The 26,901-nt window shown below is 47.5% G+C and carries 23 protein-coding genes; 20 read left to right on the top strand and 3 right to left on the bottom strand.

The features are described from left to right. The coding region (locus tag ACYQ2M_RS03470; protein WP_459914924.1) for a hypothetical protein at positions 1-208 on the bottom strand (208 nt) is incomplete at its 3' end. Between the two features lie 396 nt (positions 209-604). Beyond that, positions 605-1,723 carry a response regulator gene (locus ACYQ2M_RS03465; protein WP_459914923.1) on the bottom strand — a complete coding sequence of 373 codons (1,119 nt, stop codon included), beginning with the start codon at positions 1,721-1,723 and terminating at the stop codon, positions 605-607. 820 nt (positions 1,724-2,543) lie between these two features. Here ACYQ2M_RS03465 and ACYQ2M_RS03460 point away from each other — a divergent pair. The 13 genes from ACYQ2M_RS03460 to ACYQ2M_RS03400 all read left to right on the top strand — a co-directional run bounded on the left by ACYQ2M_RS03460 (position 2,544) and on the right by ACYQ2M_RS03400 (position 15,737). Then, positions 2,544-3,719: an acetyl-CoA C-acetyltransferase gene (locus ACYQ2M_RS03460; protein WP_459914922.1), complete on the top strand. Its 1,176-nt coding sequence runs from the start codon at positions 2,544-2,546 to the stop codon at positions 3,717-3,719. 146 nt (positions 3,720-3,865) lie between these two features. Then, a complete protein-coding gene (locus ACYQ2M_RS03455) occupies positions 3,866-4,717 on the top strand; it encodes a 3-hydroxybutyryl-CoA dehydrogenase (protein ID WP_459914921.1) in 852 nt (283 codons plus the stop codon). Between the two features lie 95 nt (positions 4,718-4,812). Continuing rightward, complete coding sequence (locus tag ACYQ2M_RS03450; protein WP_459914920.1) at positions 4,813-6,141, top strand: 2-hydroxyacyl-CoA dehydratase subunit D; 1,329 nt, start codon at positions 4,813-4,815, stop codon at positions 6,139-6,141. A 47-nt stretch (positions 6,142-6,188) separates the two neighbouring features. After that, positions 6,189-7,349 carry a 2-hydroxyacyl-CoA dehydratase subunit D gene (locus ACYQ2M_RS03445; protein ID WP_459914919.1) on the top strand — a complete coding sequence of 387 codons (1,161 nt, stop codon included), beginning with the start codon at positions 6,189-6,191 and terminating at the stop codon, positions 7,347-7,349. A gap of 20 nt (positions 7,350-7,369) precedes the next feature. Further along, on the top strand, positions 7,370-8,242 hold the full coding sequence (locus ACYQ2M_RS03440; protein WP_459914918.1) for an acyl-CoA dehydratase activase: 873 nt from the start codon (positions 7,370-7,372) through the stop codon (positions 8,240-8,242). Further along, entirely contained in the window at positions 8,239-9,018 is a 780-nt protein-coding gene (locus ACYQ2M_RS03435; RefSeq protein WP_459914917.1) for an acyl-CoA dehydratase activase, read from the top strand. The genes ACYQ2M_RS03440 and ACYQ2M_RS03435 overlap by 4 nt, the downstream gene beginning before the upstream one ends. Before the next feature lie 156 nt (positions 9,019-9,174). After that, positions 9,175-9,546, top strand: a complete 372-nt coding sequence (locus tag ACYQ2M_RS03430) for a transporter (RefSeq protein WP_459914916.1) — start codon at positions 9,175-9,177, stop codon at positions 9,544-9,546. Positions 9,547-9,630: 84 nt separating this feature from the next. Beyond that, positions 9,631-10,548, top strand: a complete 918-nt coding sequence (locus tag ACYQ2M_RS03425; RefSeq protein WP_459914915.1) for an MBL fold metallo-hydrolase — start codon at positions 9,631-9,633, stop codon at positions 10,546-10,548. A gap of 169 nt (positions 10,549-10,717) precedes the next feature. Continuing rightward, on the top strand, positions 10,718-10,939 hold the full coding sequence (locus ACYQ2M_RS03420; RefSeq protein ID WP_459914914.1) for a hypothetical protein: 222 nt from the start codon (positions 10,718-10,720) through the stop codon (positions 10,937-10,939). Between the two features lie 93 nt (positions 10,940-11,032). Next, complete coding sequence (locus tag ACYQ2M_RS03415) at positions 11,033-13,090, top strand: thiamine pyrophosphate-binding protein (protein ID WP_459914913.1); 2,058 nt, start codon at positions 11,033-11,035, stop codon at positions 13,088-13,090. 21 nt (positions 13,091-13,111) lie between these two features. Continuing rightward, complete coding sequence (locus ACYQ2M_RS03410) at positions 13,112-13,567, top strand: hypothetical protein (RefSeq protein WP_459914912.1); 456 nt, start codon at positions 13,112-13,114, stop codon at positions 13,565-13,567. After that, positions 13,558-14,805, top strand: coding sequence for a radical SAM protein (locus tag ACYQ2M_RS03405; protein ID WP_459914911.1), 1,248 nt, complete (start codon positions 13,558-13,560; stop codon positions 14,803-14,805). The genes ACYQ2M_RS03410 and ACYQ2M_RS03405 overlap by 10 nt, the downstream gene beginning before the upstream one ends. A 278-nt stretch (positions 14,806-15,083) precedes the next feature. Further along, on the top strand, positions 15,084-15,737 hold the full coding sequence (locus ACYQ2M_RS03400; RefSeq protein WP_459914910.1) for a response regulator: 654 nt from the start codon (positions 15,084-15,086) through the stop codon (positions 15,735-15,737). A gap of 249 nt (positions 15,738-15,986) precedes the next feature. On the opposite strand, the gene ACYQ2M_RS03395 is transcribed toward ACYQ2M_RS03400, so the two are convergent. Next, positions 15,987-16,574, bottom strand: a complete 588-nt coding sequence (locus tag ACYQ2M_RS03395) for a DUF2889 domain-containing protein (RefSeq protein WP_459914909.1) — start codon at positions 16,572-16,574, stop codon at positions 15,987-15,989. A gap of 481 nt (positions 16,575-17,055) precedes the next feature. Between ACYQ2M_RS03395 and ACYQ2M_RS03390 the strand changes: the two genes are divergently transcribed. The 7 genes from ACYQ2M_RS03390 to ACYQ2M_RS03360 all read left to right on the top strand — a co-directional run bounded on the left by ACYQ2M_RS03390 (position 17,056) and on the right by ACYQ2M_RS03360 (position 26,818). Continuing rightward, positions 17,056-18,945 carry a GNAT family N-acetyltransferase gene (locus ACYQ2M_RS03390; protein WP_459914908.1) on the top strand — a complete coding sequence of 630 codons (1,890 nt, stop codon included), beginning with the start codon at positions 17,056-17,058 and terminating at the stop codon, positions 18,943-18,945. A gap of 590 nt (positions 18,946-19,535) precedes the next feature. Next, positions 19,536-19,760, top strand: coding sequence for a hypothetical protein (locus ACYQ2M_RS03385; RefSeq protein WP_459914907.1), 225 nt, complete (start codon positions 19,536-19,538; stop codon positions 19,758-19,760). Positions 19,761-19,920: 160 nt separating this feature from the next. Further along, the gene (locus tag ACYQ2M_RS03380) at positions 19,921-21,156 is read left to right on the top strand and encodes a beta/alpha barrel domain-containing protein (protein ID WP_459914906.1); all 1,236 of its coding nucleotides are present in this window, start codon (positions 19,921-19,923) and stop codon (positions 21,154-21,156) included. A gap of 254 nt (positions 21,157-21,410) precedes the next feature. Further along, positions 21,411-22,982 carry a class I adenylate-forming enzyme family protein gene (locus tag ACYQ2M_RS03375; RefSeq protein ID WP_459914905.1) on the top strand — a complete coding sequence of 524 codons (1,572 nt, stop codon included), beginning with the start codon at positions 21,411-21,413 and terminating at the stop codon, positions 22,980-22,982. A 161-nt stretch (positions 22,983-23,143) separates the two neighbouring features. Further along, entirely contained in the window at positions 23,144-24,682 is a 1,539-nt protein-coding gene (locus ACYQ2M_RS03370) for an acyl-CoA carboxylase subunit beta (protein ID WP_459914904.1), read from the top strand. A 15-nt stretch (positions 24,683-24,697) separates the two neighbouring features. Next, positions 24,698-25,846: a sodium ion-translocating decarboxylase subunit beta gene (locus ACYQ2M_RS03365; protein WP_459914903.1), complete on the top strand. Its 1,149-nt coding sequence runs from the start codon at positions 24,698-24,700 to the stop codon at positions 25,844-25,846. Positions 25,847-25,876: 30 nt separating this feature from the next. Then, positions 25,877-26,818 carry a choice-of-anchor U domain-containing protein gene (locus ACYQ2M_RS03360; RefSeq protein ID WP_459914902.1) on the top strand — a complete coding sequence of 314 codons (942 nt, stop codon included), beginning with the start codon at positions 25,877-25,879 and terminating at the stop codon, positions 26,816-26,818. Positions 26,819-26,901: the final 83 nt, after the last annotated feature.

Genomic DNA, 26,901 nt, shown 5'->3' with positions numbered 1-26,901 from the left:
CGGTGTAAATGTACGGCAGACTCGGAATAAATACCTTGATGTGAGAGCCGGGAAGTGCTTTGTCCCATGCCTTGCCTGGCAATATTAGCATCACAATCATGGCAAACGCCCATAATTTTTTGATTGTGAATGTTTCCGGTACCCGCTGGTTTCTGCCATTGTCTTTTGAATCAATAACCACCCTTTGTTGTGTGAGTTGGATGAACATTCTCAACTTCCTTCTGGCTATTTTAGGGCATTTTTGTCATATCATATATCCGTTTGCTTGTCTTGTATCCGTCTTCTTACGTTGGCTTTTTCTGCACATGGAACCACTATGCACGAAAAAACTGCCTTGGATACGAATGCAATCCTGTGCTTCCAGGTATATTCTTTTCTGCCAATGGCCCTATTCGCTTACTCGAACAATGACCTCCATTACATTTTAACTGTTTGTTTTTTTATAACCTGCATGGCAGATTTGTCTGGCACAATAAAAATTGAAACGCTTATAATTACAATTCCTTGGATGGAGTTTTATACAAAGAAAGCGTCGGTGTGGTTAATTGTTTTTATGCGCTGTTGTGGGCGAATCAAGACCAGAATTTTGGTCCGCCCATGGCGGTCATTGAGAGATTTTCTGTTGACTGGGGTAACGAATCGGCTCTTTCAAACGTTCAAGCTGCTCGTTGACCTCGCGTTTGAGTTTTTGTACACGATCCTCCCTGTCCAAAATCATATTTTGCCATACGCGAAGTTCCGCCAATTGGCGCTTTATCTTTTCTTCAGCTTGTTTCTGATCGGTAATATCGACAATGGAAAAAACAATTCTCGAAAAGGTTTGTTCCTGGCTTGGAGAAATTGACCAATTGATTTTGACAAATCGCTTATTCCCATCCAATCTTGTAAACACACCCTCTTGTTCCATTTTGGTTTCTCCGTCCCAGATAGATAATAAAAGGTGCTTGAAGGGCCCCAGGGATTCTGAGGTGAAAATATCTGTCAGCCTTTCCAATAGTGTTTGTTTATCCGGTGCCCCGAATAATTCCACTGCCTCTCTGTTCACATCAAAGAGGGCAATCTGTTTGGCACATTGCATCACGGTCTTTGGATGCTTAACAAGGTAAGCTTCCAAGTCGTCGACTTTCTGATCCTTGAGTCTTTCTATAAACGCTTTGACTTTGGAGAGATCTCCTTCCCAAAGAGACACCGGTGAATTCTCAAAAAGGTCTCTGAACCGGACTTCGCTGGCCTGTAATGCCTGATAAGCCTGGGTCAGTTCGGTGGTGCGATTCTGCACCCGCTTTTCAAGTTCTGAGTGAGACCGTTCCAGTTGCAACTGCAGCCATCTTAGTTCCAGATGGATCCGCACACGTGCCAGCAACTCATCTGATTGAAAGGGTTTGGTGATATAATCCACACCACCGGTATCAAATCCCTTGATTTTACTTGATATGTTTTTAACGCCGCTGATAAAGAGGACGGGAACCTGGTTCGTTTTTTTATCGGCTTTTAAGCGACGGCAGACTTCATACCCATCCATGCCCGGCATTTTCACATCCAAAAGGACTAGATCAGGCACACTTTCGGCCACGGAACGCAGTGCCATTTCTCCATTGGCGGCGGGACGTACATGGTAACCTTGACCCGAGAGTAAATCGTCAAGCAGCTTTAGGCTTTCGATGGCATTGTCGACGACCAGAATATCGGCCTGCTCCGGCATTTGTAAAACATCATTGCTCATGATGGCTCCTTAGATTCTTATCTCTGGTTTTCGTGTTATTTCTGCAAGAGAATCAGAAATCCTTTTTGGTTCTGGCTTGTCCAGGTTACGGAGTTCTTTGGAAATAATCTGGCCAGCATTAATGAACTCCACAAAGACTAATCCGAGTTCTCCATGCAAAGGGGGGTGATTCTATTAAAGTGAAGTCCTTTATATCACGAAAAACATAACCAGTTTGGTCCATTCATTGTTTTTTTCCGGTCCTTTTCTGGAGGATTCGGATGAGAAAGTCGACGACAGGTCTTTAAAGGTCCTGTTTTTTTAGCCGTCGAGCAGACGTGTTACGCCCATTTATAGTCTTGGGATGGCCCGATGTCAAGACTGATTTTACAGGAAGCGCCTGCAAAAAAATAAGCGTTTGTGTGCTGATATTTTGCGCATAGTTAAGGTTAACTATATCTAAATGGTTATTGCTGTGGATTGAATCCTGTTTCGATATATCAGTATAAGCATATCATAATAATAAGCATATCATAATAAAATAAATTGTATTCACTAAAGAATAATATCGGCAATGCGGTTAGTTGAATTGATAAAAATTTTACTTGGATAAGCCTGACTAAAAAGCATTTTGGGCTTGATCATAAGATGGTCTACTCAGATAGATACTTAAGTTGCGCCGCATTCAATGCCTTGTAATTACAATATTTATTGCATTGCATCGTAAAGGATTGACATAAAGTGGCCGAGGTGATGACCAAACATCAGTTTCTGATTCTATTGTCAAAATAACACGAAAATCAGAGATCAAAAATCTACTTGAAAACATAAGGAAAAAGCTATGAGAGAAGCAGTCATCGTAAGTGCTGTACGGACACCGTTGGGTTCCTTTAACGGTATGCTGGGAAATATAGGGGCAACCACCCTTGGCGGTATGGTCATTGCGGAAGCCGTAAAACGGGCGGGAATCGACAAAGAAGTTGTGGATGAATGCATCATGGGGCAGGTACTGCCCTGTGGATCCGGGCAGAATCCGGCCAAACAGGCTGCACACCTTGGGGGAATGCCCTGGAAAACTGAATGTTTTACCGTAAATAAAGTCTGCGGTTCCGCGCTTAAATCTGTGATGCTGGCAGCCCAGGCCATACAGGTGGGGGATGCGGATGTGGTGGTGGCCGGTGGCATGGAATCCATGAGCCAGGCCCCTTATTATCTGGAAAAGGCCCGTTTCGGCTATCGTATGGGACCGGGGCAGGTTCAGGATCATATGGTCCATGACGGTCTTTGGGATATAGTCAATGATTTTCACATGGGGATGTCCAACGAAATTTGTTCGGAAAAATATAATGTCAGCCGGGAAGACCAGGACCGTTATGCGGCAGAATCCTATCGGCGTGCCTTATCAGCCATTGCCGAAGGGAAATTTAAAAATGAAATCATGCCGGTGGAAATTCCCCAGCGCAAGGGAGATCCGAAAATTTTTGATACGGACGAATGTGTCAAAGAAACACCCTACGAAGTTCTGAGCAAAATGAAAGCGGCCTTTAAAAAAGACGGGGTTGGAACTGCTGGAAATGCCTCAATTATCAGCGATGGGGCTGCGGCAGTTGTGGTCATGTCAAAGGAAAAAGCCCAGGAGCTGGGCTGCAATATTATGGCTACCATCGGCGCTCAGGCTTCCTACAGCATTGAAATGAAATATGTGCTGGTGGCTCCCATATGGGCTATTCCCAAATGTTTGAAGAAGCAGGGTATCACCATGGAGGATGTGGATTTGTTTGAAATCAATGAAGCCTTTAGTGGGACATCCGTGGCCATCATCAATGAACTGAAACTGGACCTGGATAAAGTCAATGTTAACGGCGGTGCCACAGCAATGGGGCATCCCATCGGTGCCAGCGGATGCCGTGTGCTGGTGACACTGCTTAATGAAATGATCCGTCAGGATAAAAAGACCGGTCTGGCGACTCTCTGCCTCGGAGGCGGCGAAGCCGTCGCGATGATTGTGAATCGATGATCAGGATTATTTATTCGGGAGTCGTGGTATCAATTTACCTGCAATTCCGGCTGAAAAGTCGATCTCTCCGATTTTGGAAAAGATAAGTGGTAAATTAAAAATTTCTGACTCTATTAGTGTTTTTTATGAAAAAGGAAAATAAATAAATGGACATCAAAACGTTCGGTGTTATCGGTGCAGGACAGATGGGAAACGGGATTGCCCAGGTTGCAGCCATGAGCGGCCTGAATGTTATTATGAACGACATTAAAGAAGAATTCGTTCAGAGCGGTGTGAATAATATCACAAAAATTCTGTTCAAAAATGTGGAAAAAGGGAAAATGACCGCAGGGGAAAAAGATGCGGTACTGGGCCGGATTAAAACCACCACAGACATCAAAGAGATGGCCAATGCTGATTTTGTCGTGGAAGCCGCTGTGGAAAAAGAGGACCTGAAATTTAAAATTTTTCAGGATCTGGATGAAATCTGTAAACCCGATGTCATACTCTCCACCAATACCTCTTCCATTCCCATCGGCCGGATTGCGGCCCAGACCCAACGCCCGGGCAAGGTCATTGGCATGCATTTCATGAATCCGGTTCCCGTCATGAAGCTGGTGGAAGTCATCCGGGGGTTGGCCACATCCGATGAAACCTTTCAGATCACATGGGATCTTTCCGTTAAATTCGGGAAAACACCGGCGGAGGCCAATGATTTTCCGGGATTCATCGCCAACCGTATCCTCATGCCCATGATTAACGAGGCCGTATTCTGCCTTTACCAAAATGTAGGAGCCCCTGAAGCCATTGATACCGTAATGAAATTGGGGATGAACCACCCCATGGGGCCCCTGGCACTGGCGGATCTGATTGGGCTGGATACCTGTCTGGCAATCATGGAAACCCTTTATGACGGTTTTAAAGACTCCAAATACCGCCCTTGTCCCCTGTTATGGAAATATGTGGAAGCTGGATGGCTTGGCAGAAAATCGGGTCGGGGATTTTACAAATATCAATAGGAGTACTTCCCAAGGACTTGGGGGAAGGCCTGACGTTGCCGGACATTGGATGGAAAAATCATTTTGATATTAACGCATAAATTAAGGGAAAAAACATGGAACCCAAATCAAAAGGGAAGGGCCATATAAATCGTCTCAAATCAACCAAACTCGTTCGGCCTTTTGTTGATAAAATGTACCAGGAGGGCGTCAATGCAACCGAAAACGGGAAACCGGTTGCCTGGTGCATGGTGAACTGGTGGGAGGCGGATCTGGTGCTTCGTGCCATGGGCGTTACACCGATCTATCCGGAAAACTTTGCTGCGGTCAGCGCGGCCAAAGGCATGTCTCCCAAATACCAGGGTCTCAGCGATGCAGAAGGCTTCCCCACGCATCTGTGTGGGTATGCACGAAATTCGCTGGGATATTCGGCGGAGATGAAAAAAATGGGCAAAATTCCGCCGGATGCTCCATTGGGGGGCATGGCCGCACCCATGCTGTTGTTAGGTTCCGGAATTCTGTGTGATACCCGTTTCAAGTGGTTTCAAGCCCTGCGTAAATATTGGCAAGTCCCGTTATGGACACTTGATACGCCAAGCTTTGATCCGGTGGAGGATATCAGACCGGATGCCCATCGGAACAATATTCAGTACAAAACGGCGGAACTCAAAAAATTCATCGTATTTTTAGAAGATCTGCTGGACAAAAAATTGGATATGGATCTTCTGGAGCACTATACCAGCAACCAGGAAGCCGTGTTCAAAGTCTGGTGGGAGATCAATAACCTTCGAAAAGCCAAACCTTGTCCCATCCATTCCCGGGATTTTTGGACCTTGATGGTTCTGGGATATTACATGACCTGGGATCCTGAATCTTTGGATTTATATAAAAAGGTTTTTGATGAAGCAAAAGAGAGGGTGGATGCCGGCGTTGGGGCCGTGGCCAACGAAAAATACCGTTTGATCTTTTCCGAACTACCACCATGGCACAGCCTTAATTTCTTTGAAAAACTGGCTGAGAGGGGGTGGAACTTTGTGATGGAAAGTGTCATGTATCATCCCCCTGAACCCATGCTGCTTGACATATCCAATGATCCCATTGAGCGGCTGGCGGCCAACACGTACTGGTTCCAGGTGGATCATGTGATCAACGCCAAAAGAAAAAATTACCCGGTGATAGGTCCCATGATCCCCCAGGCATACCTGAACTGGGGGATTGAATACGAGGCGGACGGGATTTTGACCCATTCTCTTTTATCCTGTCGTGCCTGTACCTACTGGCTTACCCATATCACCAATGCGCTTGAGACTGAACTCTCCATCCCCGGTATGAGTATGGAGGGGGATATCATCGATTTTTCCGTTTTCGATCCTGAAAGTGTGATGCAGAATGTATCCGCGTTTGAAGATGCCATGGATCACTACAGGACGATTCGCGCAAAATAGGCAGGGCTTTTTTATTGCCGTAATACAAAGAGATATTAAGGAGATTGATGATGCAGACTTCTGTAACCAGCGGACTTGAAAAAGCACTGAAAATATACCAGTCGAGGCATGAATCGGCTGTGGAACTGGCATCCAGCGGGAAAAAAATCATGGGATATTTTTGTTCCTATGCCCCCCTTGAGATGCTGACGGCCATGGATTTCGTTCCCTTTAGAATACAGGGCAGTATGGATGAAAGCATTACTAAAGCCGACTCCCATATTCCAACCATTGCATGCCCCATCCTCCGATCCGGTCTTGATCTGGGATTAAAGGGGAAATACACTTTTCTGGACGGATTTGTGGCCGCGCATACCTGTGATTGCCAGGAAAAGTTTTGTTCGATTTGGCAGCATACAATGAAACCTTCCTACTTTCACCTGATAGATATGCCCCATGTGGCGGATGCCGATTCTGTGGATCAGTTTAAGACAAAGCTGAAACTTTTTCAATCCTCCCTTGAGGCGTATACCGGACGTAAAATGGATATGGATCGGCTGAAAGAGGAGATAGCTCTTCACAATCGGCAGAGACAACTGGTTGCGGATCTTTACCGCCTGAAGCAGAGTGATCCGCCACTGCTTTCCGGGACTGAGACGCTGCAGATCATGATTGCGTTGATGTGTATGCCCATTGAAGAGGGATCTCTTATGCTCGAAGATATTATTGAAGAGCTGCCCACACGCAAGGACGCCCCTGCCCAAAAAGGTGCCCGGCTGCTGCTGTGGGGTACGCCGTTAACGGAAACCGGGATCATCCGTATGATCGAAAGCGCCGATGCCCATGTGGTGATGGATGATACATGCGCCGGGACCCGGCACTTCCTGCCCAAGGTTGAAATTACGGAGGATCCGCTGGACGGCATTGCCCAACGGTATCTTGACGGTATCAAATGCCCGCGAACCGTCCGACAGACCACCGCTTCTTTTTCCACGGATATGGAAACACGTTTCGGATATTTGAAGGAATATGTCGAGAAATGGAAGGTGGACGGCGTCATTCTTCAGTCTGTACGGTATTGTGATACCCACGGATTTGAGGTGCCGGATGCCAAGTCCTACTTTCGGCAGATGGGAATTCCGGCCATTTATCTGGAACATGAATATACCAGGGTGGCACTGGCGCCCTTACAAACCAGGGTGGAAGCTTTTCTGGAAACCATTGCATAAATTTCAGGGGGAAAAATCTTATGATTTTTGCAGGAATTGATATCGGATCGACCATGACCAAAGTGGTTATCGTGAATGAAGAAAAAATGCTGGCAAACTTCATAGGTCCCACAGGACCGGAGCATCGCCACTTGGCCCATGAGGTGATGACAGAGGCCCTGCATCTGGCCGATCTTCCCTTTGAAGCCTTGTCCTATGTGGTTGCCACCGGTTATGGACGGATCAATGTCCCCTTTGCAGATAAACAGATAACCGAAATCACCTGCCATGCCCGGGGGGTTTCGGCGCTGTTCCCCACGGCCCGTACCGTTATAGACATTGGCGGTCAGGATGCCAAAGGGATAAAATTAGACAACGGCATGGTGGATAATTTTGTCATGAATGATAAGTGCGCCGCCGGAACAGGGCGATTTCTGGAAGTAATTGCAGGAGCACTTGATCTGACATTGGCCGATTTGGGGGAGTTGTCCATACTGGCATCGGAAAAGGCAAAAATCAGTAATATCTGCACTATTTTTGCCGAACAAGAGGTGATGACCTCCCTTGCCGATGGTACACCGGTGGCCAATATTTTGTACGGACTTCACGATGCCATTGCCGGACGTGTGCTCAGTATGGCCGGACGAGTCGGTGTTGAACGGGAGGTTGTTTTCACGGGGGGTGTGGCCAAAAATATCGGTATGGTTCAGGCAATGGAGTCCCGTTTGGGGTATCCGGTATTGATAGCCCCGGAGCCTTTGTTAACCGGGGCATTGGGAGCCGCCTTGATGGGGCAAAAAATTGTGGAAAACAATCTGGCAAGAGGTGTTTCGGTCAAGCGGTCATCCCAGCCGTTGCATGCCGGTACCGTAACGGTTCAAGTTCAGGAAGCCGCTTTAGGAGTAGAGTTATGACATGGATATGCGGAATCGATGTAGGGAGCGCCACCACCAAGGCTGTCCTCGTCAAGGATGGGAAACCGTATCAGTTTCATCAGATATCATCCGGGCACAACTACCAAGAAACAGCGATACGGGTGTTGAAAGAAATTACAGCCAAGGAAAACCTGGAACAAAACGATATCTCTCAAATATACACCACGGGATGCGGCGCGGCCCAGGTGGCAAATACCAATGGGACCGTTGGTGACTTGGCGTGCTGTGCCCAGGGGGCGCATTACCTGCTGCCGGACGTTAGAACGGTCATTGAAGTCGGTGATCGTGCAAGCAAAGTGGTGCGGCTAAATAAAAACGGAAAGGCAATCAAATTCGTAATGAGTGAGCGATGTGCCAGCGGTTGCGGCCGTTTTTTGACGATAATTGCAAAGGTGTTGCAGATAAATATCCAGGAGGTGGGTACCCTTTCACTGACTGCACAAAATCCCATCCCCTTTGCCACTGGCTGTGCTGTTTTTGGGGAATCCGAAGCTATTTCGCGAGTTGCCCAGGGAACACCCAAAGAAGATATCCTGGCCGGGGTCCACATGGCGTTGGCAACAAAAATTGTAACCATGGTGGAGCGCGTCGGGTTGGAGGGACCGTGTGCCATGGTCGGAGGCGGAGCCCTGGACAAAGGTCTTTTGAAACAGGTGGAAAAAAGAATCGGAGAGAGTCTGCATATTCCTGATCTGCCACAATTTGCTGTCGCGGTGGGTGCGGCACTAAATACTGAAATGATTGGTGCCGGATAATTTTCAGTAATCATTTTCCAGATACCCTGATCGTATTAACCCAGGCCTCCTTCTACAGTACGGATACGTATGCAGATGCCAATGGAAACAAGAGTGAGATTGCCGATACCGAAGTCGGAATGGGGATGATGAGCTGCATATCAATACCGGAGATTAATGCCGTTGATTGCATTTGAACAGCAATTCGGCGTTTTTTGGATTGACGGTTCCATGGGGTATTATCATTGTTTTGATGACCTGAGCGATACATTAACCTCTGGAAGGGACTATTTCGAAATTAATATGATCCCCAGTTATCACGTCGGCACCTGGCGTTTTTACCTGCAGGGCGACTACACTATTCTCCAGGTGAGTGAGGTGGATGGGGTAGCTCAGAACGACGACGGGTATAATCTCGCCATTGGAGGGGGTATTCCCAGGATGTTCAGGCCCAATATGCAGCTTAACTTGAAGTATGTAGAGAATATTAATGGTGAAAGCGTGCTGCAGGGTCAAGTTTTCAATCTGCGCTGGATGTGGATTTTTTGACAACGACCATGTTCACCCAGACTTTGGATCCCCGCTGCCTTAAAATTCAGACATTTTCATAGGTTTAGGATCAAAAAGTGATCTATGCTCAAGATCGAAGAAATAGACGTACATACGGCGTCTCTGACCTTTGACGGATATCGGGCCTGCTACGTGGTGCGGGATCTTAAAACAGTTCTTGTGGATTGCGGTTATCCGGCGGATCACCCCGGCTTGCTTGAAGGCCTGGAGCGACTGGGCCTGGATCCCGGTGATATTGATTACCTGGCCTTGACACATATTCATCTGGACCATGCCGGTGGGGCAGGATACCTGACGCGATTGAACCCGGAATTGGTTGTATGCGTTCACAGCCGGGGAAGTCGCCATCTTGTTGATCCCACCAGACTGCTGCAGGGGGCAGCGCAAGCCTATGGAGAATATTTCGCTGCTATAGGTACCATGCTGCCGGTTCCTGAAGGCAATCTGAGGGTCATTAATTCTGGAGATACGATTGATTTGGGCGCCATTCGCTTGAACGTCCATCATACCCCCGGACATGCCAGACACCATGTCATATTTCATGATTCGTCCAGGAAGATGGTATTTGTCGGTGATGCATTGGGAGCCAAGGTTGCCCCGGGTCCTGTTTTCATACTTACGCCGCCGGGTGGCTATGACAAGCGTGCATCTATTTGTGATATTAATCGGATTCAGGCATTGAAATCCGAGCGGATCAATTTCGCTCATTGTGGAACCTATTGCTTAAATACCAGGGAAGGATTTTTTGAAGATTTGAAACAGGCCCACGAGCAATGGACTCGGCGTGTGGCTGAGATACTCGATGAAAATCCGAACATCGACACCCAAACCATGTGGAAATGTTTTTTGGATCAGCAACCGAGCTTGCGGCGCTATCCCGATCAGCACTTTTCATTTTGTTTGAGTGTCCGGGGGATTCGGGAATATCTCGAACGAAAGGAACGTCGTGCATGGGATGAAAACGCCATGAAGCGTACTTAAAACAGTGATTGCTAACTATGGCGAGACTTGAATAGGCATGCTAATAATTAAAAAAATGATAATTGTAAAATGAATTCAAATCAATCCAAACCAATCCAAAAATACGAAAAGGAGGGCAAAAAATTTTGATAATATCTCGGCATTGGCATTACAAACGCGAGGAGGCAAAATGATTCTCAAACAAGTAAATGACGACAGGAAAATTTTTAGGGACATGGGCATGAATAAGTGGCGAGAAACGCTGATGACCGATGTGAAAAAGGGTATGCGCATTAGAATCTATTCGCCGAACGGAAGGCCGTTGGAATCTGGCGGTGTGGAGACATTCCTTACGGTTTCCGATGCATTCGTTAAAAGCGGACAATGGGTCGTGGAGGTGAAGGAAACGTAATCAGGAAAAACCGGTAATATCGTCCAAAATCATATTGCCGATTTCTAAATTGGCTGTGAAATATTCTAATACAAAAAAAATCAAGGAGAAAAAATGCCAAAGCTCGGTATCGAATTCGACGAAGAAGCCCAGAAAGAATTGGAAATTCCTTTAGGAAAAAGGGAAATTTATCCTTCTACAGGTAAGTATGTGGCAGAAATTTTACGTGAACAAGGTGTTACCGTTGCCTGGGGGGTTCCTGGAGGGCATATCTGGCATTTTGTGGACGCCATTTCACGTATTGGCATTAAACTGGTTATTTTTGGGCATGAACAAAATTCCGTATATGCAGCAGAAGCCTACAGTCAGGTGACCCAAAAACCGGCAGTGGCTTTCGGTACTGTGGGACCGGGTGTAGGAAACGGTTTCAGTCCCATTCAACAGGCATTCCTGAGCAATACTCCGCTTATTTATCTGGCAGGTGGGATTGAACAGGAACATGACCATCTCTACAATACCATCCAAGAGAGCATCAGTGCCGAATTTCTCAACAGCGTCACCAAGTGGGCCCAGCGTATTTTTTATCCCTGGTCTGTAAAGCAATTTATGACCCGAGGTTTCCGGGTGGCTCAGACAGCACCCATGGGGCCGGTGGCTTTTGAATTGAGCGTGGATTGTCTGTTCATGAAAGATGAAGCCCGCGAACATTATTGGGGCGGTTTCTTTGCCCAGCATGCGGATTACCGACCCAATTGGCGTCAGGAAGAAACCACAAAACCGATTCTGTCGGGTGCTGCCCCCCAGGAAATTGAAAAAGCGGCCAAGGCCATTTTTGATTCCAAGAAACCCTTTATTATATTGGGTGATTATGCTGCTTGGGACCAGGCCTCAGAGGAACTGGAAGAATTTATCAACCTGACGAAGATACCGTTTAACACCCGCCGACTGGGACGGGCAGCTGTAAGCGAAAAACATGAAATGCACCATCGTGGGTTTCCGAAATTTCGCAATGAAGTCGACATGATGATTCCCATAGGGCTCAAAGTTGGTTTTTTTGACGGATACGCGGGTGGATGGCCTGAAAGTGTGCAGATCGCACCCTGCGATGATTATGTATGGACCTACGTGAATACCAAGGCCGCTTTGGTGGGAAACACCAAGACGGTTCTGAAACAACTCAACGAGTGTATTAAACGAAATGGGTATGACAAGCTTGGTCGGGAGCGTGAGGAATGGGCCGAACGCTGCAAAAAATCCATGGCCGAGGCAACGGAAGCGCGTGCCGCACGCGCCTATAAATATGGCCCGGATCATCCGCGTTACCGAGACAACGATTTTATGCACCATGGTTATATGTCACAGATCATCCGGGAGGTGAACGAAGAACTGTACGGCAGTGCCGTGCGCGTTTCCATAGACGGTTTCACCATGAGTGATTTTGTGATGCCCTATCTTCAATTTACGCGACCGGCTTCTTGCTTGAGTGCCAACGACAATGCCGGTGTGGGCCATGGAGTGGGACAGGCCATAGGCGCCGCCATCGGTGATCTGGAGAACGGGTCCAGAATCCCCTTTTTGGCTCTGATGGGCGACTCGGGCATGATGAATGCCGCCTTGGATATCCACGTGGCAGTGATGTATAAATTGCCCATCGTCTATCTGGTGACTAATAACGGTGGCTGGATGCCGGGAATGAAATATCCCTGGTACGGTCCAAATTACGATGTGTTGGGTGAACAGGATAGTATTGGCAGTGAGTGGTTGGGTGCTATGCAATATGGCGAAGAACGCCCGACTGCAATGCAGCGTTTTGACCAACTTCCAAAAGTGATCGGCGGATTGGAAGGCATGCAATGTAATCGATCTGAGAATTTCCGAGAAATGCTCAAACAGGCATATAGCATGGCAGAGAAGACCGGACCTGTGGTACTGGACTGCATCGTGGACCGTCATCTTGTGAACAAGGCCGTCATCGGTCCGGTGTATTCGCTGATGTATGCACACCTTCCCTGGGACGAACTTCCTTTAAGAGGCAAGCATTCCCGTAGATCAACCTTGAAACGGTGGTTCCCTGAACTTCAGAAATTGCCGGAAATGCCCATTTTTGATTCATGGGAAGCGGTAACTGAAAAAGAACTTGGTTATGAGTCAAAAAGTGATTGGTTGAAATAAGGCGTGCTGTATAGATTATAAATGGATGAAAACCGGCCGGAGATGGCCACAGGCATTCCGGCTGGTCATCGTACGGAGCGAAAAAAGGGGGTGCAATTGACTTTTCTAGGTGATTTTCATGTAGACCATGTGAATGAAACAACGTTATCGCGCGACATGATTGTGAATTATGTCCGACAGCTTTTTACCCGGGAAGATTTCCCCAGGGAAATATTTGTTGTTTTGGCCGATAGTACTGTTGCCACCAAGGGAGACGTGGTCTGGGCCAATATGGATAACGAGCATCCCTACGATTTTGTGCCCATGCCGTGCATTGACCAATTGATATTAAATCTGCCTTCCAAAGCAGAGTTTCTGAAGGCAGTAGGGGCCAGGGATTTTACTGAAGTTGAAATCAACTCGGAAAAAGAGTTCTGGGGGCAATACCGCTTCGAATTTGCCTACCAGGCCCAAGGGGTGAGGCTCAAATGGCAGTGATTCGGAATCGTCAAGTAGCTGTTCGTAATGACAATTGTATCCACTGTGGCTTTTGCACACAATACATCGTCTGCCCGGCTGGCACCGATGGCTGCATCGGATGTGGTGCATGTGTGACGGCCTGCCCCCAGGGGGCCCGCAGTTTGAAAGTCGTAGCCGCAGGCAGGACGTCCGACAAAACAGAAAAAATAAATCAGCTCGACTTTGAAGTAAACGGTCGCCCCCATCAACTGCAGGGGCCAATATCGGTTTCCAAGGCCCTTGAACGATTGGGTTTCATACCGGAAAAGCAAGGCACATCCGTATCCGCTTGTACGGACACTGCAGATGCATGCAGGACTGGAGGGTGCTGGAAATGCGCTGTTTTAATTGACGGTAAGCAGACCCGCGGCTGTGTTACTGAGCTACGTTCCGGCATGAAAATAGTAACCAGCCCGACGGCCTTGGAGCAGGTGGCACCCAAACGCGTGGTAAGTGTTATGCGTCCGGCTCCCCACGGCCATCCATCAATTTTTACCCATGGCTGCAATTTCCGCTGTGATCTTTGCCATAATTGGGACTTGACGTTTTCATCAACGGCCTCATCCCTTACCCCGGCGCAGGTTGTTGCACAAATGGCTTTGCAGCCGGAAAAGGATCGTTGGATCGGTATATCCGGCGGCGAACCGACGATAAACCGCCCATGGCTGGTGGACACCGTACAGCAGTTGCGACGATCCGTGCCAGAGAGTCGTATCCAGCTTGATACAAATGCCTCGCTTTTAACGCTGGATTATATTGATGAACTGATTGCTGCCGGCATCACCGATGTATCTCCTGATTACAAAGCATTTGAAATAAAAAGCTTTATGGCCTTAAGCGGGGTTCATGATAAAAATCAGGCAGACCGGTACATGCGGACCATATGGCAGGCCATTGAGTACATAGAGAAAAGATACGCTGATCAAATCTTTATGGCTGTGAGTATTCCCTGTCATCCACGAATTCATACCAGAAGCGAATTGGAGGCAATGGCTACTGCCCTGGCAGCGTTAAACCCAGATATTCCGGTTACCCTTACAGAGCTGCAACCGGCTTTCAGAATGCGTCATTGGCCCTATGTATCACGACAAACCATGGAAGAGGCTGCTGGCTTTTTGGAAAACAAAGGGCTGAGGCGAATAATGATTCAGGGAGGGCAGGGCATCCCCCAGGCTGTGGATCCGTCTGAACTGGCCTTAAGTACGGAAGATTTATAGTTGAAGTCAATGGTATAATATCACTTCATAAAAGTCATATTTCAGCTCATTATTGGTTGGCTGGGCTTAGTCCTGGAATAAGCATGTTTATCTATATTTTTATACAAACCGCTGATCTCATATATCAATGATGAATGACAATACGCTTGTTTTAAGCTTAGTTGGCGGATGGGATAAATAAAAATTTTCTTGGATACAGGCAACAAATAATTGTATAGTCTTCATTTTAGGGAAAATTTCATGTGGAGCGGGCAGCGGGGGGGGCGAAGGTGCAAGAGATGAATTCTTATCGTATAGTATTGGCCGACGACCATATTATTTTACGGGATGGTATCAAGCATATTATCCATGAAAGGCCCGATCTGGAGGTGGTGGGTGAAGCCGCAAACGGGCTGGAATTGCTGCTTCTGTTAAACCGGCAAGATGCTGATATGGTTTTGCTCGACATATCCATGCCGGGACTGAGAGGGCTCGAAGCCGCCCGGGAGATTAGAAGCTGCTATCCGAAGATGAAGATCATAATTCTGACCATGCATAAAAAACGCAGTTATATCCAAAATGCTCTGGCCTCCGGGGTGCATGGTTATCTGCTGAAAGAAGCCACCGGCGATGAGTTGTTTGAGGCCATTAGCTGTGTTCGTAAAGGAGGCAGCTACATCTCCAAATCCCTTTCCGGGGAACTGACTTCAGAGATGATAACCTTCTACCAGGACGGCAGACAATATCGCAAAGAGGTCCTGACCACACGGGAGAAGGAGGTTTTGAAACTTGTGGCAGAAGGTCGGGAGAGTCGGGAAATTGCCAGTTTGTTGTTTATCAGCATTTACACGGTGAACAATCACCGCGCCAATATTATTAGAAAGCTTAAAATAAAAAAAGCCGTTGATCTGGTGAAATATGCCATTCAGGAGGGGTATATTGCCGGTGACTAATCATAGTTTCTTTCCGGCTTTTGCCATTTGTCGGTTTCGCTGTGCCATCAAGCCTGTCAATGCGTCCCCATGGGCGCTCCGCAGGTAGTAGATCCCTTTAGTTAGTGGACATAAATATCCGGGCAGTACCCCCATCTTTAGCTATTTTGGTCTGATCACATAGTATGTCACGCAGTCCTAAATAGGCGAATATGGGGTACAGATCAAATATTCACATTGCTAAACCGAATATTTATAGTTAGATGCCTTTTATTTCAAAGATTTTGGGAACTTTTCGGGTAAAGAGGCACTGTCGACGATCTCCATGAATGGACTCGTATTGGCGTAACGGATACAGCTGTTGCGTAATTCAGGACGAAACTTCATGAATATTTTATATATTTGCGCTTCAGAAATACCAGGATACTTAGCAAGCAATTTTTCCCCTGTGACAACACTCTGGGCCAGGATGAGATTATAGCATGCATCGTGGAACAGATTGGACAAATGTGTGCATCCTGTGAATGCTTTTTGCTTGATCCTACGGGCAAGCCCCGGAACGACACGCTGGCCGATCAAATGATCAAAACAGTCATAGGCTTGTTGACATATTGGATCCGGGACAGATGACATATTGCAGGAGATGGCAGTAATGCGCAATGAGGGTTGCTTAACGAACATATCAATGTGTAAATGGTGGATGTTGTCTTCCATTTCGGCTGCTACGTGCAGTTGCCGGGTCAATGGCAGTAAAAAGATATCCACATTTTTCCGGCGTGTACACAGCCGTCTTTCCGTTTCCGTATTTACGAGTGCCAGGTGCTTTTCCATTGGATGGTTCCTTTTTTTCCATTTCACAATTAATTCGGTCCTTGGAAGGTTTTCTGAAAAGTGTAAACGGCCGTCGTATTTTAGTTAGTTTGTGTGTTGCCGCTTGCGCTGGGATGGGCAAATCAAAATATGACAACGATCCTAAGCGTTATGATAGCTACCTGTCAATGGTGAGACATCACTATTTTGACCGTAAGTATTCGCCCAGTACCCCATTTTTACCTCAGTTTGGCCTGCAGACATAACATTCGAAAACTCCGCAGCTCCAAATAGGCGAACATGGGGCACTTGCAAAGATGTACCCGCATGAATATTTAGTTTTGACATGCAGTGATATTACGCTTGTTCATTGTGGAAAACTTACTTGGTATTAAATGTCCATCTCTGATGAAATAGCTATGAGTAACTATTGTGGGATTGCCCTGTTCTCGATATTCTGAATTATGTTTAGGGCTTATATCAGCGGCGGCCAACAGAGAATTTCAACACTATAATACGAGTGAATTTAATGACGATTCCCCCACCAAAAAATTTGAAAAGCGTTGATGCTCTCAAGGCGCTGGCGATTATCAAAAAAGGCAGTCGAATTTTCCTCGGCACCGGCTGTGGTGAACCACAGCATTTGATCCGGATGCTCATTGAAGAAACGGACGTTGAAGACGGCGTTTTTTATCAGATGCTTTCCAATACACTGGCTCGTTACATTGATGATGAGAGTTTTTTTAAGCGTTTTGCGCTCAAACTGTTTTTCATCAGCCGGCCTATGCGGGCTGCTGCTTTTGAGGGTAAGATAGAATACATTCCGGTTTATCTTTCCCAAATTCCCGATCTGTTTGTAGAGCATGCCATAGGTGTGGATGTTGCACTTGTCCAGGTGAGCCCTCCGGATGACTTTGGCTATTGCAGCCTGGGAATTTCAGTGGACGTTACCAAAGCAGCTCTGGAAAACGCTCGTGTCGTCATTGCCCAGGTCAACCCCCATATGCCCAGGACTTTTGGCAACACCTTTGTACACATTGATCAGGTCGACCATCTGGTGTGGTATCCAGAACCCTTGTTGACCAGTACGCCACTGATAAAAGACAAATGCGTGGCGCGCCGCATCGGACATTATGTTTCGGAATTGGTGGGAGACGGAGCCACGATTCAGGTCGGTTTCGGGCCGTTGCCTGCTGCCATATTGGAATCCCTGGCAAACAAAAAGAATCTGGGTTTGCACACCCAGCTTATAACCGATGCTTTTTTACCTTTGTTTGAAAAACAGGTTATCACCAATAGGAAAAAAACGCTGCTTACCGGGCGCAGCGTTGCGTCAATATGCATGGGCAGCGAAAAACTGTATCAATACGTGAATGATAATCCCAGTTTTTATTTTCACAGCTCCGATTATGTCAGCAATCCCACTGTCATTGCGCAAAATGATAACATGATTTCGATTAGTTCGGCCCTGGAAGTCGATCTCACCGGCCAGGTTTGTACGGATTCGTTGGGTTTTATGTTTTACAGCGGCATTGGCGACCAGGTTGATTTTTTGCGTGGCAGTGCCATGTCCAAGGGCGGTTTTTCCATCATTGCCCTGCCATCGACGGCCCGTAATGGGCAGGTGTCACGCATTGTTCCCCACCTTAGCCTTGGTGCCGGGGTGGCAACCACCCGGGGTGATGTTCATTATGTGGTGACCGAATACGGTATTGCCAAACTGCACGGCAAAAGCGTTTATCAGCGGGTAATGGAATTGGCTCAAATTGCCCACCCCGATTTTCGATCTGAATTGATCGAAGAGGCCAAACATCGTCATTATATTTTTAAGGATCAGATTCCTCCGTCGGTTGATGATCTGTTGTTTTTAGAAAATTATAAGAGTACCTATTTGCTGAAAACCGGAAAGCTGCTTTCGTTCAGGGCTCTTTTGCCGTCGGATGAATTTGATTACCGTAATTTTTTTTACTCGCTGCAGAAAGAGACGATTTACCGCCGGTTCTTTTTTCATATGGAGCTGTTTAGCCATGAAGTGTTGCAACAGGAGTGGTCGAACATTGATTATCGAAAAAATATTACCCTCATCGGACGGAACCAGAAAGGCGCTCATAAAGAAATTATTGCCGTGGGGTCCTATGCGGAAAAAAATTCTTCAAGCGCGGAGGTGGCCTTTGTGGTTCGTGAAGATTTTCAAAGCATGGGGATTGCTTCCTATCTTCTCGAAGCGCTGGAGAAAATTGCCATTTTAAATGGTTATAAGCGGTTCGGGGCTTCGGTGCTGGAAGGCAATTCGGCCATGATTCAGGTATTCACCAAGCGCTACCCCAATGCCAAGGTGACCCTTGACGAAAAAGAAGGGTATCGTATTGAAATGGACTTTTTTACCAGTACCGAAAACCAATACATCTGGCCCCGATAGTGCTTTTTAAAATTAATCCTTATTTCTTTCCAAGCCACAGTAAAGCATCCGATAGAGGCGCATTGGCGGAAGAAGTACTTTCTCTGGACATGGGACCGGGTCCTCCTACCTCCTGTACAACTCTTAAGTGCATAAACGAATTTTTTCGTAAGTTCTCAATAAGTTTGGGTATTCATTCTAAATACCATCCGGAGTTTAAAGGCTAAACAAGATTTCTCTCCCCGAGTTATTGAGCCTTTACACGTTTTCTTCTGCTACTATTGAAATAGTACCCATCATTAAGGCAATTCTTTGATGCATCAAGGGGAAGAAATTTATCTCCTGCCGCTTACATGGGTAATCATCACTATACGGAAATAGCCATTGCTATGGATTGTATCTTTTTTCTACTTGTCATAAATTATATTCAATCATCAGCGACATTATAAGGTCGGAACGCCTGATCCACACTACCTCAGGATAAGACGGTTTTATTAACCAAAGCCTTGGTAGGTGGGGATTCAGATTCATTTTTATTCGCTTTTCGTTTCATTCTGGGGGCAAGTTGAGCTCTTTGAAGGTTTACGAAGCAAGACAGAAAGGAGAGGGAAATGATTCTTAAACAAGTAAGCGACAACCTGAAAATTTTTAAAGACATGGGAATGAATAAATGGCGGGAGACAAAGATGGCGGATCTGAAAAAAGGGGCACGCATCAGAATCTACTCGCCCAATGGCAGAGCGTTGGAGACCGGCGGTGAGGAAACGTTCATAACTCTCACCGACGCGTTTCGTAAACTCGAACAGTGGGCAGTGGAAGTGAGGGCAACTTCCTGAAACGGATTGGGTTTTTGTAATACACCGGTAGGTGGTTCTCAGGCAGCAAGTAAAAATAAGCTATTCGTGAATTCAGTGTTGTTATTCAATAGTAATAATAAGAACAAGGTTTTCTGATTCTCTTACTAAAATAAGAGATAAGAATCTAAGGGAGGAAAACATGGTTCATAACAATAATAATATCAAGACACTGGGCGAACAATTGCCCGATGAAATTGTCATGTTGGAGCTTTTGCTGCGGGACGGTCTGCAGCATGTTCATAAAACCGTTCCCACCGACGCCAAGGTATGGTATGCGGATCAACTTGTTCGGGCCGGCTATAAACATATAGAGGTTACCAATTTTGGACATCCGAAATTGCTGGCCCAAAGTGTTGATGCCGAAGAAATCCTGGAACGGGTATGCAAATTGAAAGTCGTCCAGGAGGAAAAACCCCACCTCAAATGCTATGGTATGACAAAAAAGGCCTTTGAGCGGGCCGCTGATATGGCCCAGAAAGGCTATCTCACCAACAGCATGGCCTTTACCATTTCCGCGGAAGATTTGCATGGTCGCCGCAACTCCGGGCGTACACGTAAGGAATACATGGAAGAGATTCCGGAAATGATAAAGATTGCCGAGGCCAACGGTTTTGAAATTGACATGGCCATTGCAGGTACCTATGGTTCGCCCATTGCCGGCCCGGTTCCCATTGAGAACACTTTTGAATTGATGGACTGGGGCATGGATCATGGTATTCGCAATTTTACACCCTGCGACACCACTGGCGAGTCCAATCCCAGAAGAACCTTTGAGTATATGTCGGCTTTGGTGGATCGTTACGGTAAATACGACGATCAGATTAAATTTAGAATTTCCCATTTTCACGAATGCCGGGGACAGAGCTTGGCCAATACCTTGGCGGCCATTATGGCGGGTGCCCGCGTTATTGAGACCTCTCTGGGCATGGGCGGCGGACAACCGGCATTCATGGTGGATGGCGTCCCCGGCAAGGGCAGCGGGCCTATCTATACAAATTCATGGGAAGTGGGCAATTGTCCCACCGAGGACACCCTGGTCATGCTGGACGAGATGGGCATTCGGACCGGTATTGATATTGATCATGTGCTTTCTCTGGGCCGAGTTTTCGAATGGACCATGGAAAAAACGCTGCCGGTTTGGACCACTAAAGCGGGACGCCCCATTAAGTATCCGGTGGAATGGTGCATACAGCCGAATAACTTGGAACACATCCCTCCCTATGGTCCGCCGCAGATGTTCTGGGCTTCGCCCGAGAAATATATCCCCGCTTCCACTGACTATATCAGTCGCGAGTTCGAAGGACGTACCTATAAATGGGGCAAATGCGAGGGGGAAGAAGACGATTATTGTCGTATCGAGATGTTTGAAGACTAAGAATAAATGCCTGCATCAAAGTAGACAGAATCGAAATCTAAAACCTAAGGAACTGTTAGAAAACAAACTATGCAAAAGTCTCTGACGGAGACACCCCGGTGGGGCAATGGATGGTGCATATAGATGGTTAATTTTTTAATGGAGCCTAAGCAATGAACAACTAAAATGCGGAAACCATGCAATAGCTGGTTCCGGTGCCGCACGACCATTGACGATACGTTTGGATACAGCGGCAATATGTGGAGGAGGAAAATATGAACCTGGCAGATGGCCTAAGAATTAATGCATGGCGTTATCCTGACAAGGCTGCGGTGGTTTTCGAAGACCGGCGCATTACCTATAGCGAACTTAATGAACGTGCCAACCAACTGGCACACGCCATCCTTAAGAGGGGATACAAGCGCCAGACCAAATGTTCGATTATCATGTACAACAATATCGAATTTCTGGAAATCTATCATGGGCTGACACGGGCTGCCATGATTTCAGTCCCGGTGAACTTCCGCCTGGTTCCAACGGAACTCGAATATATTATCAACAATTCAGATTCTGAGGCATTGTTTGTGGGGATAGAACTGTTTGGCAAGCTGCGTCTGGAAAATATCCCGGCTGTGAAAAAAGAAAATATTTTCATCGTCGGCCCCAAAGATCAAATACCGGAGGGTTTTTCACATTACGAGGATCTTTTGGCCGGTAATCCGACGCATGAACCGGGAGAAGTGGATCAGTGCGAGGACGATATTTTCTTTATCGGATACACCTCGGGTACCACGGGTTTTCCCAAAGGGGCTATGAATACCACTCGCGGTACCCTGGACATCGTTAAAAACGTCTTTGTGCGTACCGCCGGGAAACCTTACATTAAACTGGATCAACGCGTGCTGTTGGCCATCATTCCCATCTGTCATTCCAACAGTGTCTGGTCGACCCTGATAACCCTCTGGTGCGGTGGTACCAATGTTGTTTTCCCGTCGGGGCGTTTTGATTCGGAAGAGGTCCTGAAGCTTATCGACAGAGAAAAGGTGACCACCAGTTCCATGGTGCCCACCATGATCACCCGCATTCTGGAACTGCCCGAAGAGGTCAAACAGAAATATGATATGAGATCCCTGACTTCTCTTGGCAGTTCTTCGGCACCGTTGTTGACCAAAACCAAGGAAGCGGCCCTGGATTTTTTCAGGAATGTCCGCTTCAGCGAAGGCTATGGTTCAACTGAAACCGGGGCTTTGACGACCCTTCGCCATAAGGATCAGATGCGAAAGGTGCGCAGCATCGGTCAGCCCAATCCGGGCATTGAGATCAAGCTTGTGGGAGAAGATGGCACCGTCATCACCGAACCGAACAAGCAGGGGGTTTTGTGGGCCAAGGCCCGTTCGGCCTTTATCGGTTATTACAAAGATCCCGAGAAAACAAATGCGGCCATTGACGGAGAATGGTCCACAGCCGGAGACGTAGCCTATTTTGACGAAGAGGGCTATTATTATCTGGCCGACCGGAAGCACGATATGATTATCAGCGGTGGCGAAAACGTCTATCCGGCTGAAATTGAGGAGGTGATCACCCAGCTTTCCGAAGTTTCGGAGGTTGCCGTTATCGGCATCCCCCATCCCGATTTTGGAGAGGAGGTGAAGGCCTTGGTAAAGTTGAAAAATGGCAATGTTTCATTTGTCGATGAAATTCTGGAGTACTGTAAAAACAACCTGGCGGGATATAAGCGGCCGCGCACGGTGGATATCGTGGATGATTTTCCCCGCACCGCCACTGGAAAAATTCTTAAACGCATCCTGCGTCAGCCCTACTGGGAGGGCCAGGAGAAAACGCTCTGATTGGCAAGAAGATTCCGGTCTCTTGATGTTTCTCAGAAAAAGAGAGGTTGTACCGGTCAGTAAGATGTTTCAGGCAAGAAACTTTGGCTTGCGCAATGGAAGAAGTGTATCAAATTATAAAAAATTATACAAATGATAAAAGGTGGATAGAGGGAGGATAAATGGGAATAGCAGAACTGACCGAGAGGAACCAACGTGCCCTTGAAGGAGGTGGGAAAAAGCGAATAGAAAAACAGCACGCGGATGGAAAGCTCACTGCCCGTGAGCGTATTGATACGCTATTGGATAAGGGGACCTTTGCTGAACTGGACCGATTCAAAACCCACCGTTGCACCGATTTCGGCATGGCTGATAAACAGATTCCCGGAGATGGGGTAGTGACGGGCAGCGGCGAAGTCCATGGACGGCAGGTTTTCGTTTTTGCCCAGGATTTTACGGCCTTTGGGGGGTCCTTGTCTTTGGCCCATGCGGAAAAGATCTGCAAGGTGATGGAAATGGCGTTGCGGATGGGTGCACCCATTATCGGATTGAACGATTCCGGTGGAGCCCGGATCCAGGAGGGAGTCATGAGCCTGGCCGGGTATGGTGAGATTTTCCAAAATAATGTCATGGCATCGGGGGTAGTTCCCCAGATCACTGCCATTATGGGGCCTTCGGCCGGGGGAGCGGTATACTCGCCAGCTCTGACGGACTGGATTTTCATGGTTGAGAATACCAGCCATATGTTCATCACCGGCCCCGAGGTCATTAAATCCGTAACACGGGAAGAGGTAAACAAGGAGGAGCTGGGGGGGGCCATGGCCCACAATGCCAAAAGCGGCGTGGCTCATTTTTCAACCCCCAATGACCGCGAGTGCCTGCTGAAAATTCGTGAATTATTGTCTTTTCTGCCCCAGAACAACATGGAAGAACCTCCTTGTCTGAATTCAGCAGACGATCCCCAACGGCGGGATGAAACCCTTGGCCAGGTCGTGCCCGCCGATCCCAATAAACCCTATGACATCCGTGATATCATACACTCCAATCTGGATGACAACTATTTTTTTGAAATCCAGGCCCATTGGGCGCAAAACATGGTCATTGGCCTGGGCCGTCTGGATGGGCGAACCGTGGGGGTGGTGGCCAATCAACCGGCGGTCATGGCCGGTGTGCTGGACATAAACGCCTCAACCAAAGCCGCTCGTTTCGTCCGTTTCTGTGACTGTTTTAATATTCCCCTCATTATTTATGAAGACGTGCCCGGATTTATGCCTGGCACCATGCAGGAGCACAACGGCATCATCAGGCATGGTGCCAAGTTGATTTATGCCTTTGCAGAGTCCACGGTGCCGCGAGTCACCCTGATTACCCGCAAGGCCTACGGAGGTGCTTATATCGTCATGAGTTCCAAACATCTGCGCGGTGATATCAATCTTGCTTATCCCAATGCCGAGATAGCCGTAATGGGGGCCGAGGGCGCTGTGAATATTATTTGCCGTAATCAGATCAAGGCGGCGGCAAAACCCGATGCCGAGCGGAAGCGCCTGATAAAAGAGTACCGAGACAAGTTCTCCAATCCTTATAAGGCTGCGGAACTGGGCTACATTGATGAGGTGGTGGATCCTGCTGATACGCGACCTAAGCTTATTCAGGCACTGAAAATGCTGGCCCAAAAGCAGGACAGCAATCCACCCAAAAAACATGGCAATATGCCCCTGTAGAAAGGAGAACGCCAAATGACCTGGCAACAAGTACTGGAGTTGATAAAGAGCATTCTGATTACCCAAACCGGAATTCCGAACCTTGCCTATAATCAGGTGCTCATGATTTGTATTGCTTTGGTGTTTCTATATCTGGCGGTGGTTAAGGAGTACGAGCCCTTGCTTCTGGTGCCCATCGGATTCGGCATTTTTCTGGTTAATTTTCCCCTGACGCCGCTGATGGGGTTCAGCGAGCATGGTACTCCCGAGCTTATCCGTGTTTTTTATAAGTATGGCGTTGAATGGGAGGTCATTCCCCCCATGATTTTTTTGGGACTGGGTGCCATGACCGATTTTGGCCCCATGATTGCAAACCCAAAAGTTCTTATTATTGGCGCCGGTGCTCAATTGGGGGTGTTTGTCACTTATCTGGGAACCCTTTTTCTGGGATTCACTCTTAAAGAAGCCGCGTCTGTGGCCATTATCGGCGGCGCCGACGGCCCCACCACCATTTACCTGACAGCCAAACTGGCCCCGCAACTGCTCGGTGCCAATGCTTTGGCCGCCTATTCCTACATGGCCTTGGTGCCCCTGATTCAGCCACCCATTATGCGCATGATGACCACCCCTGAGCAGCGTAGAATAAAAATGCGGCAGTTACGTCCGGTATCGATCAAAGAGAAGATTTTGTTTCCGCTCATTGCTACCAGTCTCATCGTTTTGCTCATACCGGCAGTGGCGCCGCTCATGGGGATGTTCATGTTTGGTAATTTCATGCGGGAATGCGGTGTTGTTAAACGCTTGTCAGATACGGCTCAGAATTCCTTGATGAATATCATTACCATATTATTGGGGTTGTCAGTGGGGGCCACCATGCAGGCCGATAAATTTTTGACTTGGAAGCCGCTGATGATTTTCAGCCTGGGGTTGTTTGATTTTGTGATATGCACATTTGGTGGCATACTGATCGTTCATATCATGAATAAATTCCTCAAAAACAAAATAAATCCGCTGATCGGCTCGGCCGGTGTTTCGGCAGTACCCATGGCCGCACGGGTGGCGCATTCCGAGGGACTGAAAGCCGACCCGGACAATTGGCTGATCATGCACGCCATGGGACCCAATCTTGCCGGTGTGATCGGCTCGGCCGCAGCCGCCGGTATGTTTATTGCCATGTTTAATTAGTCCGATAAAGACAAAGTTAGGAGGACTTAAATGAGAAAAGACCAGACCATAAACGGGTTCCTGCGGCAGGGAGGGCTCTGCCTGATGCTGATCGTGGGACTGATTGTAATATATAGCCAAACCGGCTGGGCTAACAATGGGTCCCGGAATAATAAGGAAATTCCCGAATTTACACGGGAAGGCGAGAAAATGGTGGCCACGCTCATTCCCCGGGCCAAAAGCACAAGTGTTCGAATCATTTTTGACGTTTCCGGAGGGCAATTGGCTTCGATGACAACCAAACCCTTTAAGGATGTCGATCGGCCGGAGGTGGACGAGAAGGATTTTAAATCGGGCCTCTATGTCCTTTCCCTGGATAACCTACCTGTGGAGGGCACGGCGACGATTACCCTGTCTTCGGATTTTTTCAGTTCATCCACTGAGTTTTGGATTTTCAATCCCAATCGTGAAGCTGCCTGGACCAAGGCCGATATTCGGAATATAGACCGAGGTGACCTCATTCGTGATATTATTTTAACGGTGGAAGACGGCGGCCCATTGGATGCCGATAATATTGCCGATGGGAGTATTACACTGGTGGGTGGTCCTAAGGATTCATTCTGGGGGTATGCGTTGGGAACGCTGTTTATCCGATTTTTCGGCATTTTTTTGGTGCTGTCGATCCTGATGTTCGGCATGTTCTGTTCCGGCATGATTTTTGAAAAATTGGATAAACAGGGGAGTCAAAAGCCTGGGCCGCCGCCATCCGGTTCCGAACCGACATCATCTCCGGATGGCGGGAAAAGTAATGGCGGGGGTCGGACGATGGATGCCGAAAGCATGGCAGCTGCTGTGGTGGCCCTGCATATGTTTCTCTCCCCGGTTCGGGAGCCGGTACTTATGGAGCTTAAAACACCCGGAGCCACGGGTTGGGTTCAGCATGGACGACAAAGGGCCATTGCTGCGAATCCTTTAGGTGCACATAATTGTTAAAAATTGAAAATATATAATCACCACGGGGGCCACGATTTTTTAATCCTGGTTCTCCCACAACAGAGCATGAAAGTAATGTTAGG

Source organism: Desulfocicer niacini (assembly GCF_054657595.1).
Note: the sequence above shows the minus strand (reverse complement) of the source record. Positions and strands in the feature narration are given on the sequence as shown.

What these genes read in the sequence shown, in the direction of transcription:
- ACYQ2M_RS03465 (WP_459914923.1), bottom strand. Translation starts at nt 1,723, where the DNA reads ATGAGCAATGATGTTTTACAAATGCCGGAGCAGGCCGATATTCTGGTC.
- ACYQ2M_RS03460 (WP_459914922.1), top strand. Translation starts at nt 2,544, where the DNA reads ATGAGAGAAGCAGTCATCGTAAGTGCTGTACGGACACCGTTGGGTTCC.
- ACYQ2M_RS03455 (WP_459914921.1), top strand. Translation starts at nt 3,866, where the DNA reads ATGGACATCAAAACGTTCGGTGTTATCGGTGCAGGACAGATGGGAAAC.
- ACYQ2M_RS03450 (WP_459914920.1), top strand. Translation starts at nt 4,813, where the DNA reads ATGGAACCCAAATCAAAAGGGAAGGGCCATATAAATCGTCTCAAATCA.
- ACYQ2M_RS03445 (WP_459914919.1), top strand. Translation starts at nt 6,189, where the DNA reads ATGATGCAGACTTCTGTAACCAGCGGACTTGAAAAAGCACTGAAAATA.
- ACYQ2M_RS03440 (WP_459914918.1), top strand. Translation starts at nt 7,370, where the DNA reads ATGATTTTTGCAGGAATTGATATCGGATCGACCATGACCAAAGTGGTT.
- ACYQ2M_RS03435 (WP_459914917.1), top strand. Translation starts at nt 8,239, where the DNA reads ATGACATGGATATGCGGAATCGATGTAGGGAGCGCCACCACCAAGGCT.
- ACYQ2M_RS03430 (WP_459914916.1), top strand. Translation starts at nt 9,175, where the DNA reads ATGCCGTTGATTGCATTTGAACAGCAATTCGGCGTTTTTTGGATTGAC.
- ACYQ2M_RS03425 (WP_459914915.1), top strand. Translation starts at nt 9,631, where the DNA reads ATGCTCAAGATCGAAGAAATAGACGTACATACGGCGTCTCTGACCTTT.
- ACYQ2M_RS03420 (WP_459914914.1), top strand. Translation starts at nt 10,718, where the DNA reads ATGATTCTCAAACAAGTAAATGACGACAGGAAAATTTTTAGGGACATG.
- ACYQ2M_RS03415 (WP_459914913.1), top strand. Translation starts at nt 11,033, where the DNA reads ATGCCAAAGCTCGGTATCGAATTCGACGAAGAAGCCCAGAAAGAATTG.
- ACYQ2M_RS03410 (WP_459914912.1), top strand. Translation starts at nt 13,112, where the DNA reads ATGGATGAAAACCGGCCGGAGATGGCCACAGGCATTCCGGCTGGTCAT.
- ACYQ2M_RS03405 (WP_459914911.1), top strand. Translation starts at nt 13,558, where the DNA reads ATGGCAGTGATTCGGAATCGTCAAGTAGCTGTTCGTAATGACAATTGT.
- ACYQ2M_RS03400 (WP_459914910.1), top strand. Translation starts at nt 15,084, where the DNA reads ATGAATTCTTATCGTATAGTATTGGCCGACGACCATATTATTTTACGG.
- ACYQ2M_RS03390 (WP_459914908.1), top strand. Translation starts at nt 17,056, where the DNA reads ATGACGATTCCCCCACCAAAAAATTTGAAAAGCGTTGATGCTCTCAAG.
- ACYQ2M_RS03385 (WP_459914907.1), top strand. Translation starts at nt 19,536, where the DNA reads ATGATTCTTAAACAAGTAAGCGACAACCTGAAAATTTTTAAAGACATG.
- ACYQ2M_RS03380 (WP_459914906.1), top strand. Translation starts at nt 19,921, where the DNA reads ATGGTTCATAACAATAATAATATCAAGACACTGGGCGAACAATTGCCC.
- ACYQ2M_RS03375 (WP_459914905.1), top strand. Translation starts at nt 21,411, where the DNA reads ATGAACCTGGCAGATGGCCTAAGAATTAATGCATGGCGTTATCCTGAC.
- ACYQ2M_RS03370 (WP_459914904.1), top strand. Translation starts at nt 23,144, where the DNA reads ATGGGAATAGCAGAACTGACCGAGAGGAACCAACGTGCCCTTGAAGGA.
- ACYQ2M_RS03365 (WP_459914903.1), top strand. Translation starts at nt 24,698, where the DNA reads ATGACCTGGCAACAAGTACTGGAGTTGATAAAGAGCATTCTGATTACC.
- ACYQ2M_RS03360 (WP_459914902.1), top strand. Translation starts at nt 25,877, where the DNA reads ATGAGAAAAGACCAGACCATAAACGGGTTCCTGCGGCAGGGAGGGCTC.